The 15,551-nt window shown below is 72.7% G+C and carries 13 protein-coding genes; 11 read left to right on the top strand and 2 right to left on the bottom strand.

The window, feature by feature from the left end; all coding sequences use genetic code 11:
* Nucleotides 1-2 precede the first annotated feature (2 nt).
* Complete coding sequence (locus ACFYZ3_RS28040) at nucleotides 3-470, top strand: hypothetical protein (protein ID WP_388523151.1); 468 nt, start codon at nucleotides 3-5, stop codon at nucleotides 468-470.
* On the opposite strand, the gene ACFYZ3_RS28035 is transcribed toward ACFYZ3_RS28040, so the two are convergent.
* Nucleotides 471-2,216: a dolichyl-phosphate-mannose--protein mannosyltransferase gene (locus ACFYZ3_RS28035; protein ID WP_388523148.1), complete on the bottom strand. Its 1,746-nt coding sequence runs from the start codon at nucleotides 2,214-2,216 to the stop codon at nucleotides 471-473.
* Nucleotides 2,217-2,312: 96 nt separating this feature from the next.
* On the opposite strand from ACFYZ3_RS28035, the gene rsmI reads away from it, so the two are divergent.
* The 10 genes from rsmI (at nucleotide 2,313) to ACFYZ3_RS27985 (ending at nucleotide 14,753) form a co-directional block, all read left to right on the top strand.
* Nucleotides 2,313-3,185, top strand: a complete 873-nt coding sequence (gene rsmI, locus ACFYZ3_RS28030) for a 16S rRNA (cytidine(1402)-2'-O)-methyltransferase (protein WP_388523145.1) — start codon at nucleotides 2,313-2,315, stop codon at nucleotides 3,183-3,185.
* Between the two features lie 156 nt (nucleotides 3,186-3,341).
* A complete protein-coding gene (locus ACFYZ3_RS28025) occupies nucleotides 3,342-3,779 on the top strand; it encodes a hypothetical protein (RefSeq protein ID WP_388523143.1) in 438 nt (145 codons plus the stop codon).
* 40 nt (nucleotides 3,780-3,819) lie between these two features.
* Nucleotides 3,820-4,710 carry a TatD family hydrolase gene (locus tag ACFYZ3_RS28020; protein WP_388523140.1) on the top strand — a complete coding sequence of 297 codons (891 nt, stop codon included), beginning with the start codon at nucleotides 3,820-3,822 and terminating at the stop codon, nucleotides 4,708-4,710.
* An 86-nt stretch (nucleotides 4,711-4,796) separates the two neighbouring features.
* Nucleotides 4,797-6,113 carry a ubiquitin-like domain-containing protein gene (locus tag ACFYZ3_RS28015; RefSeq protein WP_388523137.1) on the top strand — a complete coding sequence of 439 codons (1,317 nt, stop codon included), beginning with the start codon at nucleotides 4,797-4,799 and terminating at the stop codon, nucleotides 6,111-6,113.
* 216 nt (nucleotides 6,114-6,329) lie between these two features.
* Complete coding sequence (gene rsmA, locus ACFYZ3_RS28010) at nucleotides 6,330-7,190, top strand: 16S rRNA (adenine(1518)-N(6)/adenine(1519)-N(6))-dimethyltransferase RsmA (protein ID WP_388523134.1); 861 nt, start codon at nucleotides 6,330-6,332, stop codon at nucleotides 7,188-7,190.
* A 14-nt stretch (nucleotides 7,191-7,204) separates the two neighbouring features.
* Entirely contained in the window at nucleotides 7,205-8,104 is a 900-nt protein-coding gene (locus ACFYZ3_RS28005; protein ID WP_388523131.1) for a 4-(cytidine 5'-diphospho)-2-C-methyl-D-erythritol kinase, read from the top strand.
* A gap of 57 nt (nucleotides 8,105-8,161) precedes the next feature.
* On the top strand, nucleotides 8,162-9,976 hold the full coding sequence (locus ACFYZ3_RS28000; RefSeq protein WP_388523128.1) for an ABC-F family ATP-binding cassette domain-containing protein: 1,815 nt from the start codon (nucleotides 8,162-8,164) through the stop codon (nucleotides 9,974-9,976).
* A gap of 260 nt (nucleotides 9,977-10,236) precedes the next feature.
* Nucleotides 10,237-12,024 (top strand): PQQ-binding-like beta-propeller repeat protein, encoded by a 1,788-nt coding sequence (locus ACFYZ3_RS27995; RefSeq protein WP_388523126.1) that lies wholly within the window; start codon nucleotides 10,237-10,239, stop codon nucleotides 12,022-12,024.
* A gap of 64 nt (nucleotides 12,025-12,088) precedes the next feature.
* Nucleotides 12,089-13,885 carry a PQQ-binding-like beta-propeller repeat protein gene (locus tag ACFYZ3_RS27990; RefSeq protein ID WP_388523123.1) on the top strand — a complete coding sequence of 599 codons (1,797 nt, stop codon included), beginning with the start codon at nucleotides 12,089-12,091 and terminating at the stop codon, nucleotides 13,883-13,885.
* A 193-nt stretch (nucleotides 13,886-14,078) separates the two neighbouring features.
* Nucleotides 14,079-14,753 carry a LuxR C-terminal-related transcriptional regulator gene (locus tag ACFYZ3_RS27985; protein WP_385357321.1) on the top strand — a complete coding sequence of 225 codons (675 nt, stop codon included), beginning with the start codon at nucleotides 14,079-14,081 and terminating at the stop codon, nucleotides 14,751-14,753.
* Between the two features lie 484 nt (nucleotides 14,754-15,237).
* Here the strand turns inward: ACFYZ3_RS27985 and ACFYZ3_RS27980 are convergent, their stop codons facing one another.
* Nucleotides 15,238-15,534 carry a hypothetical protein gene (locus ACFYZ3_RS27980; RefSeq protein ID WP_388523120.1) on the bottom strand — a complete coding sequence of 99 codons (297 nt, stop codon included), beginning with the start codon at nucleotides 15,532-15,534 and terminating at the stop codon, nucleotides 15,238-15,240.
* Between the last annotated feature and the right edge of the window lie 17 nt (nucleotides 15,535-15,551).

Genomic DNA, 15,551 nt, shown 5'->3' with positions numbered 1-15,551 from the left:
CCATGTCAGGTCAGGTCTGGGTGTCCCTCATATCGCTGGGCGGTGTCGTCCTCGGTGGCTCGTTGTCCTATCTCGTCCAGCACCGGACCCAGCTCTCGGCGGAACGCGCGGAACAGCGACGGCAGCGGATCTCCTTGTCGGAGACCCGGCGGGCGGAACGGCTGGCGTTGCTGGAGCGGTTCGTCGAGGTGGGGGCCGAGGCCGAACGCTCCGCCCTCAGCCGGCCTCGCGAGTGGGAACGCACCGACGACTGGTTTCTCACCACCCGGGACGTCATGCACAGGCTGTGGGTCGCCGAACGGCTCATCCGCATCCAGTTCCCCCTGCCCGTGCACGACGCGGCACGCGCGTACTTCCTCGACCTCAACCGGACGGTGTGGGAGGGCCTGCCGGATGGCGACAGTGTGCGGGACTACCTGGAGGAAAACCGGCTGGCGTTTCTGGACGCGGCCCGCGCGGTCATGAGCTGACTAGACCCACGTGTCCAGCCACATCCGCGCCCGCCACTCCTCCATCGGGATCGCCGTGCCCGTGTACAGGGGCCAGAAGTAGATGAAGTTCCAGGCGATGAGGAGGACCAGGACGCCCGCTCCCGTCGCGCCCGCGACTCTGCGGGTGTCGCTGCATCCCGGGCGGCCGATGATCGCGCCCAGGAGCATCGCCACCGCCAGGCACAGGAACGGCAGGAAGACGACGGCGTAGAAGAGGAAGATCGTGCGCTCCTGGTACATGAACCAGGGGAGGTAGCCCGCCGCCACGCCGCAGGCGATGGCGCCCGCGCGCCAGTCGCGGCGGAAGAGCCAGCGCCACAGAACGTACAGCAGGGCGAAGCAGCCCACCCACCAGAGCAGGGGGGTGCCCAGGGCCAGGACCTCGCGGGCGCACTTCTCGCCCGCGTCCACCGGGCAGCCGTCCGAGCCCGCCGAGGGGGACTCGTAGAAGTAGGAGACCGGGCGGCCCAGGACGATCCAGCTCCAGGGGTTCGACTGGTAGGTGTGCGGCGAGGTCAGGTGGGTGTGGAACTCCAGCACCTGGGTCTCGTAGTGCCACAGGCTGCGCCACCAGTCGGGGAAGAGCCACGACCAGGAGCTGTTCGCGCCGTCCTTCGCCGCCCAGTCGCGGTAGTAGCCGCCGGTGCCGTCGGAGGGGGAGAGGATCCAGCCGAGCCAGGACAGGAGGTACGTGGCCAGCGCCACGGGGACGGTGGAGAGGAAGGCCCAGCCCAGGTCGTGGCGGAGTACGGCGCGGTAGGGGCGGTGGGCGCCGGCGACGCGGCGGGAGCCGACGTCCCACAGCACGGCCATCACGCAGAAGGCCGCCATGATGTAGAGGCCGTTCCACTTGGTGGCCGCCGCCAGGCCCAGCATCAGGCCGGCCGCCAGGCGCCAGGGCCGCCACCCGAGGCGGAGGGTCTCCGCGATGTGCGCGTCGGGGCGGACACGGCCGTCCTCGTCCACCGGGAGCGCGGCGGCGAGCCGGGCGCGGGCTCGGTCGCGGTCCACGACCAGGCAGCCGAAGGCGGCCAGCACGAAGAACATCAGCACGCTGTCCAGCAGCGCGGTGCGGCTCATCACGAAGTGCAGGCCGTCCAGCGCCATCAGGGCGCCCGCCAGGCACCCCAGGAAGGTCGAGCGGAACAGGCGGCGGCCGATGCGGCACAGCAGCAGGACCGAGAGGGTGCCGAGCAGGGCCGTCATGAAGCGCCAGCCGAACGGGTCGAACCCGAACAGCAGTTCGCCGAGGCCGATGACGTACTTGCCGACCGGCGGGTGGACGACGTACGCCGCGTCGGCCGGGATCGGGACGTCGCCGCCCGAGTTCAGGATGAGGTCGTTGGCGTTCTTGTCCCAGTTGACCTCGAAGCCGCGGTGGATCAGCGCCCACGCGTCCTTCGCGTAGTACGTCTCGTCGAATATCACCGCCTTCGGGCTGCCCAGGTTCCAGAACCTCAGCACCCCCGCGAGCAGCGCCACCAGCAGCGGCCCGCCCCACGCCGACCAGCGGATCATCCGGTCGGCGAGCGGCTTCGACAGGCCCAGGAACGCCCACAGGCGCGGGCTCGGGCTCGTGTACGGCGGCACCAACCGGTCGCGGACGTCGCCGGCCGCGGGCCCCGCCGAATAGCCGAAGCGGCGCAGCCGCTGCTGCCAGGTGGGCCGCTCGTCGTGCGGGGCCTGGTCGTGCAGGGTGTCCGTGGAGGACGCGGTACTGGTCACCGCGCCATCGTAGGGAACCGCGCTGTGCACGTCCCGCGCATGTGCCTCCCGGGTGCGGATACGGTCCCCTTCCGGGAGGGCTGGGAGGATGGGGACGTGACTGGAACCCTTGTACTCGCGGGCACCCCCATCGGCGACGTCCAGGACGCCCCGCCCCGGCTCGCCGCGGAACTGGCCGGCGCGGACGTCGTCGCCGCCGAGGACACCCGGCGGCTGCGCAGGCTCACCCAGGCGCTCGGCGTCGCGCCCGCGGGGCGTGTCGTGTCGTACTTCGAGGGCAACGAGTCCGCCCGTACGCCCGAGCTGGTGGAGGAGCTGGCCGGGGGAGCGCGGGTGCTGCTGGTCACCGACGCCGGGATGCCGTCGGTGTCCGACCCCGGGTACCGGCTGGTCGCCGCCGCCGTCGAGCGGGGCGTCCGCGTCACCGCCGTCCCCGGACCGTCCGCGGTGCTCACCGCGCTCGCCCTGTCCGGGCTGCCCGTCGACCGGTTCTGCTTCGAGGGCTTCCTGCCCCGCAAGGCCGGCGAGCGGCTGACCCGGCTGCGCGAGGTCGCCGAGGAGCGCCGGACCCTCGTCTACTTCGAGGCCCCGCACCGCCTCGACGACACCCTCGCCGCCATGGCCGAGGTCTTCGGCACCGACCGGCGGGCCGCCGTCTGCCGGGAGCTGACCAAGACGTACGAGGAGGTCAGGCGCGGCGGGCTGGGTGAGCTGGCCGCGTGGGCCGCCGAAGGGGTGCGGGGCGAGATCACCGTCGTCGTCGAGGGGGCCCCGGACAAGGGGCCCGAGGAGGTCGGCGCCGAGGAGCTGGTGCGCCGGGTGCGGGTGCGCGAGGAGGCGGGGGAGCGGCGCAAGGAGGCGATCGCCGCGGTGGCCGCCCAGGTGGGGGTGCCCAAGCGGGAGGTGTTCGACGCGGTGGTGGCGGCGAAGAACGCGGAGAAGAACACGGGGAAGAACGAGGGAACCTGAGGGGATCCGCAGGGCCGCCCTTGACCCGTCCCTGACCTTGCGGGCGCTCCTGCCAAGGACAGCTCAAATCGGCTAAAACACTCGGCAGCGCCTGGTGCTTTCCCGCTGGTGGAGGAGTCCACTGGAGGAAGGAGCAGAACGAACCAAGGAGCCGGGATGAGCATGAGTGAGAGCGCCGTGCGGACCGGAATGCGTGCCGGTGCCACCGCCGTCGTCCACGAGTCGTACTCCTTCGCCTGCATGCGCTGCGGGCACGGCTGGGAGCAGTCGTTCGAGATCGAGCACCACACGGACACCGACGGCCACGAGTTCGTGCTCTACGTCGCGGACGGCCGGATCGTGCCCTCCCCGCTGACCCGGCCGACCTGCGCCACCTGCGACAGCCACGTCGTACGGATCCTGCGCCCGGGCCGGGTGGCCTCGGTGCGCGGCGCCACCCACACCGTCCACCGGGTGCCGCCCGCCGGCCCCCTCGAGGTGCCGCTGGTGCCCGAGGTGCCGGGACCGGGGGCTCCCGGACTGTCCGGCGAACGCCGGCACTGGCACCTGGCCGACCTGCTGCACGCCCTCCACCTCCACCGCAGGGCGAGCTGACCGTACCGGGGGCGGGCGGGCGCTTCCGTAGGATCGGGGCATGCCTTCGAACGCCCCCGGCCGGTCCGACAAGAACGGCGCGCCCCCGCTCCCCGAGCCCCTCCGGGTCCCGGTCGCCGACTCGCACACCCACCTCGACATGCAGTCCGGCACCGTCGAGGAGGCACTCGCCAAGGCCGCGTCGGTCGGTGTCAGGACCGTCGTCCAGGTCGGCTGCGACCTCGCGGGGTCCCGCTGGGCCGCCGAGACCGCCGCGGCGCACGACGCCGTCCACGCCACCGTCGCCCTGCACCCCAACGAGGCGCCGCGCATCGTGCAGGGGGACCCCGACGGCTGGTCGAGGCAGGGCGCACGGCAGCCCGGCGGGGACGCGGCCCTCGACGACGCCCTCGCGGAGATCGACCGGCTCGCGGCACTCCCGCAGGTCAAGGGTGTCGGCGAGACGGGTCTTGACTACTTCCGCACCGGCCCGGAGGGCAAGGAAGCCCAGGAGCGCTCCTTCCGCGCCCACATCGAGATCGCCAAGCGGCACGGCAAGACCCTCGTCATCCACGACCGCGACGCCCACACCGACGTCCTGCGCGTCCTGAAGGAGGAGGGCGCACCCGAGCGCACCGTCTTCCACTGCTACTCCGGCGACGCCGAGATGGCCGGGATCTGCGCCCGCGCCGGCTACTACATGTCCTTCGCGGGCAACGTCACCTTCAAGAACGCCCAGAACCTGCGCGACGCCCTCGCCGTGGCCCCGCCGGAGCTGGTCCTGGTGGAGACCGACGCGCCGTTCCTGACGCCGGCGCCCTACCGGGGGCGGCCCAACGCGCCCTACCTGGTGCCGGTCACGGTGCGTGCCATGGCGGACGTGCGGGGCGTCGACGAGGACACCCTGGCGACCGCCCTCGCCGCCAACACGGCCCGCGCCTTCGGATACTGACACGCTGGGTAGTCGCGTCGCTTGGGAGAGTGACCGGCCCTCCGCTAGGTTCTGGGGGCCCGATCGGGACCCTGGAGCGTGTGGGTGTGAGCAGAACGCAGTTCGAGCCGGCAGAGGTGTACGAGGCGTACGAGTACCTCGCACCGTACGACGTGCACAGCGCGCCGACCCTGCCCTACGGCTACGGCGGCGACCCCCACCCGCCCGCGCCGCCCGCGCCCCCCGTCCACGAGCCGGCCGCGCCCACGCTGCCCCGGCAGAGCGACGGGCGGGCCGAGCGCCGGCGCCGGGCGCGGTGCGCGGGGCGCGCGGACGCCTCCCTGCGCCGGCTGCTGCCGCGGGCGCTGGTGGTGGCCTTCCTCGCGGGCGGCACCACCGCGTTCGTCGCCAAGGACAAGGCGGTCGAGCTGACCGTCGACGGCAGCCCGCGCACGCTGCACACCTTCGCCGACGACGTGACGGAACTGCTCGCCGAGGAAGACGTCCGGGTGGGCGCCCACGACGTGATCGCACCCGCCCCCGGCACCCCGCTGACCAGCGGCGAGGACGTCACCGTCCGCCACGGACGGCCCGTGCTGCTCACCCTGGACGGCCACCGGCGCCAGGTGTGGACGACCGCGGGGACGGTGGCGGGGGCACTGCGGCAGCTCGGGGTGCGCACGCAGGGCGCGTACCTGTCCACCGGGCCCTCCCGGCGCATCGGCCGCGAGGGCCTCGCCCTGGAGGTGCGCACCGAGCGGGTGGTGACCGTCATGGCGGACGGCCGGACCCGCACCGTCCGCACCAACGCCGCGACCGTGCGGGAGGTCGTCGAGGAGGCCGGCATCACCCTGCGCGGCGAGGACACCACCTCCGTCCCCGCGACCGGCTTCCCGCGCGACGGCCAGACCGTCACGGTGCTGCGGATCACCGGGTCCCAGGAGGTCCGCGAGGACCCGATCCCCTTCGACGAGCGACGGGCCGGGGACGCCTCCCTCTTCCGGGGCACCGAGGTCGTCCAGGAGGCGGGCCGGCCCGGGCTGCGCCGCACCACGTACGCCCTGCGCACCGTCAACGGCGTCCGGCAGAAGCCGCGCCGCCTGCGCACCGAGGTGGTCCGCGAGCCCAGCCCGCGCATCGTGCGGGTCGGCACCCGGCCCCGGCCGACCTCCGTCCACGGCGCCGACCAGCTGAACTGGCAGGGCCTGGCCGCCTGCGAGTCCGGCGGCCGCCCGGACGCCGTCGACCCGTCCGGGACGTACGGGGGGCTGTACCAGTTCGACGCCGCCACCTGGCACGGCCTCGGCGGCGCGGGCCGCCCCGAGGACGCGTCGGCCGCGGAGCAGACGTACCGGGCGCAGAAGCTGTACGTGCGCAGCGGCGCCGACGCCTGGCCGCACTGCGGCGCCCGGCTCCGGGACTGAGGCTGCTGCCTGCGGCGCCCGGGCGTGGGCTGGGGCTCTCCGCGGTACTTGCGTGCGCCGGTGCGCGGGCCCGTCTGCGGCGCCGGTCTGCGGGGCTGAGGCTTTCCGTGACGCCCGGTGCGCGGGTGAGGGTGCCCGTCCCGGGTGCGGGCACCGGCCCGTCCGGGGCGCTGCGCTGCGGCGTGGGGCCCGCGCGGCCCCGGCTACCCTTGCGGGGTGAGCAGCCCCACCCCCGACGCCCTCCTGGGTCCCGCCGACGTCCGCGAACTCGCGGCGGCCCTCGGCGTACGCCCCACCAAGCAGCGCGGCCAGAACTTCGTCATCGACGCCAACACGGTCCGCCGTATCGTCCGCACCGCCGAGGTACGCCCCGACGACGTGGTGGTCGAGGTGGGACCGGGTCTCGGCTCGCTCACCCTGGCCCTGCTGGAGGCCGCCGACCGGGTCACCGCCGTCGAGATCGACGACGTGCTCGCCGGTGCCCTGCCCGCCACCGTCGCCGCCCGCATGCCGGAGCGCGCCGACCGGTTCGCGCTCGTGCACTCCGACGCGATGCACGTGCGAGAGCTGCCCGGCCCCGCGCCGACCGCCCTGGTCGCGAACCTCCCCTACAACGTCGCCGTACCCGTCCTCCTCCACATGCTCGACACCTTCCCGAGCATCGAGCGGACCCTCGTCATGGTGCAGGCCGAGGTCGCCGACCGGCTGGCCGCCGGACCCGGCTCGAAGGTGTACGGCGTGCCGTCCGTGAAGGCGAACTGGTACGCGGAGGTCAAGCGGGCCGGGTCCATCGGCCGCAACGTCTTCTGGCCCGCGCCCAACGTCGACAGCGGGCTCGTGTCACTCGTCCGGCGCAGCGAACCGCTGAAGACCACCGCGTCCAAGGCCGAGGTCTTCGCCGTCGTCGACGCCGCGTTCGCCCAGCGCCGCAAGACCCTTCGGGCCGCGCTCGCCGGGTGGGCCGGATCGGCCGCCGCCGCCGAGGCCGCGCTCGTCGGCGCGGGCGTGTCGCCGCAGGCGCGCGGAGAGGCGCTGACCGTGGAAGAGTTCGCGCGTATCGCCGAGCACAAGGTGTAGGGAGTGACGAGCAAGTGAGCGTGACGGTCCGCGTTCCCGCCAAGGTCAATGTCCAGCTCGCGGTCGGCGCCGCCCGCCCCGACGGATTTCACGACCTGGCCAACGTCTTCCTCGCCGTCTCCCTGTACGACGAGATCACCGCCACCCCGGCCGCCGACGGGCTCCGCGTCACCTGCGAGGGGCCCGACGCCGACCAGGTCCCCCTGGACCGCACCAACCTCGCCGCCCGCGCGGCACTCGCCCTCGCCGAACGGTACGGCCGCGCGCCCGACGTCCACCTCCACATCGCCAAGGACATCCCCGTCGCCGGCGGCATGGCGGGCGGCAGCGCCGACGGTGCGGGCGCGCTGCTCGCCTGCGACGCCCTGTGGGGCACCGGCGCCTCCCGTGAGGAGCTGCTCGAGATCTGCGCCGGGCTGGGCAGCGACGTGCCGTTCAGCCTGGTCGGCGGGGCGGCGCTGGGCACCGGGCGGGGGGAACGGCTGGCCGGGCTGGAGGTGGGGGGCGACTTCCACTGGGTGTTCGCGCTGGCCGCGCGGGGACTGTCCACGCCGGCCGTCTTCCGCGAGTTCGACCGGTTGGGGGAGGGCGTGGACATTCCCGAGCCGGTCGCCGACCAGGCGGTGCTCGACGCCCTGGCCAAGGGCGACGCCGCCGCGCTCGCCGTCGCCGTCTCCAACGACCTCCAGCCCGCCGCGCTCTCCCTCTTCCCCGAGCTGTCCGACACCCTCGCGGCGGGGCGGGCGGCCGGAGCACTGGCGGCCCTGGTCTCGGGCTCGGGGCCGACGACGGCCTTCCTCGCGGCCGACGCCAGGTCCGCCTCCGACATCGCGGGGGTGCTGCGGGCCTCGGGGACCTGCCGGGACGTGCGTACGGCGGTGGGGGCGGCGGCGGGGGCCACGGTCCTGGACTGAGGCGCACGGCGGCCGGACTACCCTGGAGGGTCGAGCGATCCACCAGGCAGGAGAAAAATGGCCGTCAATCTGGTCAATGTCGAGAACGTCAGCAAGGTGTACGGCACCCGTGCACTCCTCGACGGCGTGTCCCTCGGCGTCTCCGAGGGGGACCGCATCGGGGTCGTCGGGCGCAACGGCGACGGCAAGACGACCATGATCCGGATGCTGGCCAGGCTGGAGGAGCCCGACACCGGCCGGGTCACCCACTCCGGCGGGCTGCGGCTCGGCGTGCTCACCCAGCACGACTCCCTCGACCCCGCCGCGACCGTCCGGCACGAGGTCATCGGCGACATGGCCGACCACGAATGGGCGGGCAACGCCAAGGTCCGGGACGTGCTGACCGGGCTGTTCGGCGGGCTCGACATGCCGGGGTTCCCGCAGGGGCTCGACACCGTGATCGGTCCGCTCTCCGGTGGTGAGCGGCGCCGGATCGCGCTGGCCAAGCTGCTCATCGAGGAACAGGACCTGGTCGTCCTCGACGAGCCCACCAACCACCTAGACGTCGAGGGCATCGCCTGGCTCGCGGGGCATCTGCGCGAGCGGCGCTCCGCGCTCGTCTGCGTCACCCACGACCGGTGGTTCCTCGACCAGGTCTGCACCCGCATGTGGGACGTGCAGAAGGGCGACGTCTACGAGTACGAGGGCGGCTACTCCGACTACGTCTTCGCCCGCGCCGAACGCGAGCGCATCGCCGCCACCGAGGAGACCAAGCGGCAGAACCTGGTCCGCAAGGAGCTGGCCTGGCTGCGGCGCGGCGCGCCCGCCCGCACCTCCAAGCCCCGCTTCCGCGTCGAGGCCGCCAACGAGCTGATCGCCGACGTGCCGCCGCCCCGGGACAGCAGCGAGCTGATGAAGTTCGCCTCCTCCCGGCTCGGCAAGACCGTGTTCGACCTGGAGGACGTCACCGTCCAGGCCGGTCCCAAGGTGCTGCTCAAGCACGTCACCTGGCAGCTCGGCCCCGGCGACCGCATCGGCCTGGTCGGCGTCAACGGCGCCGGCAAGACCTCCCTGCTGCGGGCCATGGCCGAGGCCGCCCGCAGCGAGGGCGAGCGGCAGCCGGCGGGCGGGCAGGTGCGGGTCGGCAGGACCGTCAAGCTGGCGTACCTGTCGCAGGAGGTCGCCGAGCTGGATCCCAACTGGCGGGTGCTGGAGGCCGTGCAGCGCGTCCGCGAGCGCGTCGACCTCGGCAAGGGCCGCGAGATGACCGCGGGGCAGCTGTGCGAGACCTTCGGCTTCGGCAAGGAGAAGCAGTGGACGCCGGTCGGCGACCTGTCCGGCGGTGAGCGGCGGCGGCTCCAGCTGCTGCGGCTCCTCATGGACGAGCCCAACGTCCTCTTCCTCGACGAGCCGACCAACGACCTCGACATCGAGACCCTGACCCAGCTGGAGGACGTCCTCGACGGCTGGCCCGGTTCGATGATCGTCATCTCCCACGACCGGTTCTTCGTCGAGCGGACCACCGACCGGGTCTTCGCCCTGCTCGGCGACGGCGCGCTGCGCATGCTGCCGCGCGGCATCGACGAGTACCTGGAGCGGCGCCGGCGCATGGAGGAGGCCGCCGCGTCGAGCGCCCCGGCCGTGGCGGCCAAGCCCGCCGCCGCCGTGCCCGAGAAGAGCGCCGCCGACGTGCGCGCCGCCAAGAAGGAGCTCCAGAAGATCGAGCGGCAGCTGGACAAGGTCTCCGAGAAGGAGACCAAGCTGCATGCCCAAATCGCCGAGAACGCCACGGACTTCGCGAAGGTGGCCGAGCTGGATGCCGAGCTGCGCGAGCTGACGGGGCAGCGCGACGAGCTGGAGCTGCGCTGGCTGGAACTGGCCGAGGACGCCTGAGCGGCCGCGTGCGCTGAGCGCGCGGGTGGTGTAAAGGGCGCGTGAAGGCGCGTAACAGAGGCATCACGGGCCGGTCCTCCCTTGGGAACAGGGGCGGACGCGGCCCGGTGGGCGGTTGGGCACGAGTGATAGAAAGACCGTCCGAGGACTGTCCCAGGGCGGTCCGAGGCTTGTGGAACGATCGCCGTAGACGACTCCGGGGCCAGCGCGTGACCCGGGGCGTGGCTAAAAATCAGTGAGTAATAAGGGGGAACGCGCTGATGAGCCAGCCGCCGAATCAGCCGCCGCAGCCGGGTGGCTTCGGAGCACCGCAGGACCCACCGCCGGGAGGCTTCGGGGCACCGACCCCGCCGCCGCCCCCGCAGGGGCCGCCGTCCGGCCCGCCGCCGCAGCAGCCGGGCTACGGGTATCCGCAGCAGCCCGGTCAGCCCGCCCAGCCGGGGCCGTACGGCCAGCAGCCCGGACCGTACAACTCCGGTCCGTACGCCCAGCCGCAGCAGCCGGGGCCCTACGGCCAGCAGCCCGGCTACGGCTACCCGCAGCAGCAGTACCCCGGCGCGCCCGGCGCCCCCGGTATGCCGCCGCCCGGTGGCCCCGGGTCCCGCAACCCCTTCAAGGGCAAGCCCGCCCTCGCCGTCGGAGCCGCCGTCGCGGCCCTGCTCGTCATCGGCGGCAGCGTGTGGGCGGTCACCGCGAGCGGCGGTGACGACGAGAAGGGCAAGAAGCCCGTCGTCGCCAAGACCGACGACCCCAAGCCCTCCGGTTCCAAGGGCGGCGCCCCGGTCGACCCCGGTGACGGCAGCGGCGACGGCGGCGAGGACCCCGAGGACCTCAACGAGGGCCGCCAGGCCGGCGAGTCCAAGGTGCTCTGGTACAAGGAGGCGCCCGACGCCCCCGGTTCCGGTGCCGACGCCAACGGCATGTGGATCACCGGCAAGGCGGCGGTGAAGGCGGCGTACAAGCAGCTCGTCGCCTACAACGTCGGCGACGGCAAGCCCGCCTGGGAGCCGATCGCGTTCCCGGAGAAGATCTGCGCGGTCACCCCGGAGAAGACGGCCGACGACAAGATCGTCGTCGCCTACATGAGCGGCTCCAGCGACCGCGCCAAGTGCAACAAGCTCCAGGAGATCGACCTCGCCACCGGCCAGAAGGGCTGGTCCGAGGAGGTCGCCGACGGCGACCTGTTCGACTCCACGCTCTCCCTCGAACTCTCGCTCAGCGGCAACACCATGATGGTCGGCCGCTCCCAGTCCGGCACCGCCTACGACGTCAGGAGCGGCAAGAAGCTGTACGAGAAGAAGAAGTACGGCGACGCCTGCTTCCCCGCCGGATTCGCGGGCAGCGCGAACAAGCTCGTCCAGGTCGCCTCCTGCGGCGCGGGCGGCAACAACGCGCACGACGAACTCCAGGGCCTCGACCCGAAGACCGGCAAGGTCCTGTGGACCTACAAGTACGAGAAGGGCTGGCGGATCGCCCGCGCCTACTCCGTCGACCCGCTGGTCGTCTACGCCACCAACGAGGACAAGAAGGTCTGGAACATCTCCAGCTTCACCGCCGGCGGCAAGGTCCAGGAACAGGTCGGTGTCGACGAGGACTTCGCCCCCGAGTGCGGCTGGGCCATCCTCGAACGCGACCTCCAGGGCTGCACGGGCGTGGCCGTCGCCGCGGGCACGCTCTACCTGCCGACCGAGGCGACCAGCGGCGCCAACGAGATCGTCGCGATCGACCTCGCCACCGGCAAGGAGAAGTGGCGCACCAAGTCCCCCGCGGACGAGTCGATGATGCCGCTGAAGATCGAGGGCGACCAGCTCATCGCGTACGTCCAGCCGTCCTACGACGCGGGCGGCCAGGTCGTGTCCATCCCGACCGGCGGCAGCAGCCACCAGCCCGCCAAGCTGCTGCAGAACCCGCAGGGCGTCGCGGACATCGAGAACAGCTTCTACTCCAAGGACATCGACTGGGTCGACGGGCGGTTCTTCATCTCCAGCACCCGCCTGACCGGGAACGACGAGTCGAAGGAGAAGTTGATGCTCGCTTACGGCAAGTGACCTCTTCTTTTTGCCTTCTCCTTCGTCCGTCTCCGTCGTCTCCGCTCTCCGAGGTACTCACGTCATGACCCAGCCGCCTCCCCCGCCGCCCAACCAGCCCCCGCAGGGGGGCGGGTTCGGCCCGCCGCAGAACCAGCCGCCGCAGCCGCCGACCCCGCCGCAGCAGCCGGGGTACGGGTATCCGCAGACGCCGCCCCAGTCGCCGCCGCAGGCTCCGCCGCCGCAGGCTCCGCCGCAGCCCCAGCCCCAGCCCCAGCCCGGGTACGGGTACCCGGGGCAGCCCGGGGCGTACGGGCAGCCGGCGCCGGGCTATGGGCAGCCCGGTCAGCCGGGCCAGCCCGGTTACGGCTATCCGCAGCCGCCCACCATGCCCATGCAGCCGCAGGCCGCGGGCGGTGGCCGGAAGATCAACGCGCAGGTCGCGATCATCGTGTCCGCCGTCGTCGCGATCGCCCTGATCATCGGCGGCGGGGTCTGGTACGCCGGTTCCTCCGACGACGGGGGCAAGGACGACACCGCCGGCTCCAGCGGCGGCACGGGCGGCGACGGCGGTACGGACCAGAAGGGCGGCGACGGCGGCAAGGCCTCCGGCGCCAAGGAGAAGGCGCCCTCCGACCCGGCGGCCAAGGTGCTCTTCCAGGTCCCGATGCCCGCGGTGAGCAAGGAGGACGACAGCGTCGTCGTCTCCGGCTCGTGGCTCACCGACAAGGTGTACGCCAAGAGCGGTATCGCCGAGGTCAACGGGTACGACCCCGCCAAGGGCAGCAAGAAGTGGACGATCAAGCTGGACGGCCCCGTGTGCGCCGTCACCCGGCACGTCACCGACGACAACAAGACGGTGATCGTCCACCAGCCCGCCATGCCGACCAAGGCCGAGCCCTCGCACGGCTGCACCCAGGTCGCGGTCCTCGACCTGGACGCCGGGAAGAAGGTGTGGACGAAGTCCGCCGGGGAGGGGCCGATCTCCTTCGACAACGTCACGATCAGCGGTGACACCGTCGCCGCGGGCAGCACCGACGGCGGCGTCGCCTTCGACATCGCCAAGGGCGACATCCTCTGGTCCCCGAAGACGACCGACACCTGCTACGACGCGGGCTACGGCGGCGGCGAGAAGCTGGTAGCGGTGCGCAAGTGCGGCTCGTACGACGCCCGCCAGCTGAACATCCAGACCATCGACCCGAAGAGCGGGAAGGTGATCACCGAGTACAAGATGGCCAAGGGCATCGAGTACGCGGGCGTCGTGTCGACGAACCCGCTGGTCGTGGCCGCCGACGTCGGTGACTCCGCCGGGGACGGCAGCGGCATCTCGGACTTCTTCTCCATCGACAACAAGACCGGCAAGCTGCTCACCCGCATCGCGGCGCCCGGCGACCAGTTCGCGGCCCGCTGCGACAGCATCACCAAGACCGAGAGCTGCAACGGGGTCGCGGCCGGCAACGGCAAGCTGTACATCGCGACCGAGGAGCACGAGGGCGGCGGCGAGTCGTACAGCCGGGCCAACGAGGTCGTCGCCTTCGACCTGACCACCGGGAAGCAGACCGGTCAGCGCGCGGACTCGGGCGAGGACTACACGATCACTCCGCTGCGCATGGACGGCGGCAACGTGATCGCCTACAAGCGCCCGCCGTACGACAAGGGCGGCCAGGTCGTGAGCATCGACGGAGCGACCTTCAAGCAGACCACGCTGCTGGAGAACCCGGCGACGGAGGCGGTGCGGGACGTGGAGTCCAGCATGTCGCCGGACTACTCCGAGCTGCTCTACTCGCAGGGGCGTCTGTACATGTCGCAGGTGTTCGCCAGTGAGCCGACGAGCGCGGACGAGAAGGAGTACCTGGCGATCGGGTTCGGCACCAGCGGGTGACCGTGTTGGCCCGGAGTTCCGGCCCCGTCCCTGGCTCAGGGGCGGGGCCGGCCGCGTTGCGCGGGGGATTTCGGCACTCCGGGGCGGTTCTCACCGGTAGGGGCAGCGCGCGGGCTGGCTAGCGTGTAGCTTCCGGGGGACATGCCGGGGGGTATGCCGGGGACGGGTGAATGGGTGACTGGGGGGTTGCTCCATGGGAGTACGGCTGATGGTGGTCGACGATCACCGATTGCTCGCCGAGGCGCTGGCCTCGGCGCTGAAGCTGCGGGGGCACCGGGTGCTGGCCGCGGCGGCGCCGGCCGCGGGGGCGGCGGAGCTGGTGATCAGCCGGGCGCCGGAGGTGTGCCTGCTGGGGACGGCGACACCGGCCGAGCCGGGGAACTTCGATCCGGTGGTACGGATCAAGCGGGAGCGTCCGCAGGTGGCGGTGCTGGTGCTGGGTCCGGTGCCGAGCCCTCGCGGCATCGCGGCGGCGTTCGCGTCGGGGGCGTCGGGGTACGTCCGGCACGACGAGCGCATAGAGGGTGTCGAGCGGGCGATCATGAAGGCGCGGGCGGGGGAGGCCGCGGTGGCGCCGGCCTTGTTGCAGGGGGCGTTCGGTGAGCTGCTGAACCCTGCGGCCCAGCCCGACGACGAGGGGCAGCGGCTGTTGCAGATGCTCACGCCGCGGGAGGTGGAGGTGCTGGTGCGGGTCGCGGACGGCGAGGACACGCGGCTGATCGCGGCGGGGATGGGGATCGCTCCGTCGACGGCGCGCACGCATGTCCAGCGGGTCCTGATGAAGCTGGGGGTGGGGTCGCGGCTGGAGGCCGCGGCGCTGGCGGCGCGGACGGGGCTGCTGGACCGGGCGGGTGCCTCCGGCGGTTGAGCGGGATGCCTGCGGCGCCGCTGCGGCTTCGGCGGGGGTGCACGTAGCGCCGTTTGTCCGGTGGGTGGGTCGGGGCCGCGCCGGGGGGTGTCCGTCCTCGGAACGGCGCGAAATCGGTTCCTTGAAGAGGCTCGGGGCGTTGACGCGCCAACCGCTGCGGGCGGACACCCCCCGACACGTCCCCTCACCGCCGTACGCGGCTTTCCCCGCCCACGCTCCGCGTCGCGCCCCGCACCGTACGCGGCCCCCCCCCCGCCGCAGCTGCAGGCAGTCGCCACGCCGCTCCGCAGCTGCGGGCAGTCGCCACGCCGCTCCGCAGCTGCGGGCAGTCGCCACGCCGCTCCGCAGCTGCGGGCAGTCGTGCCGCTGGGGCGGCACGGGTGGGCGCAGCGGCACCCCGCAACGCCGGGCTGCGCTCCCCACCCGCGCCCGCCCCGGGTGCCGGTCACGCGCCGGTGCACTGGGCGGTGTCACGAAGACACCGTCACTCCTCCCGCGGCGGCGTCGGCGGCGCCGTGGGCCGCAGCTTCAGCCAGGCCAGGAAGAACACGCCCAGGACCAGCATCCCCACCCCGGTCCACAGATTGATGTTCACCCCCTGCGCCTTGTCGATGTCCTCGTCGGACGCCACGATGCCCGCGATCGTCACGATGACGCCGTAGATCACGAACAGCCCGCCGATGATCCGCCGGATGTCGAACAGCCGCGCGGCGGTGACGGACTTGGTCTCCAGCTCGGAGACCTCGTCCTGGACGTTCTTGTCGGAGTAGGAATCAGACATGTTCTCTCAATCCTCCC

This window comes from Streptomyces sp. NPDC001599 (assembly GCF_042893535.1).
Lineage (GTDB): Bacteria > Actinomycetota > Actinomycetes > Streptomycetales > Streptomycetaceae > Streptomyces.
Note: the sequence above shows the minus strand (reverse complement) of the source record. Positions and strands in the feature narration are given on the sequence as shown.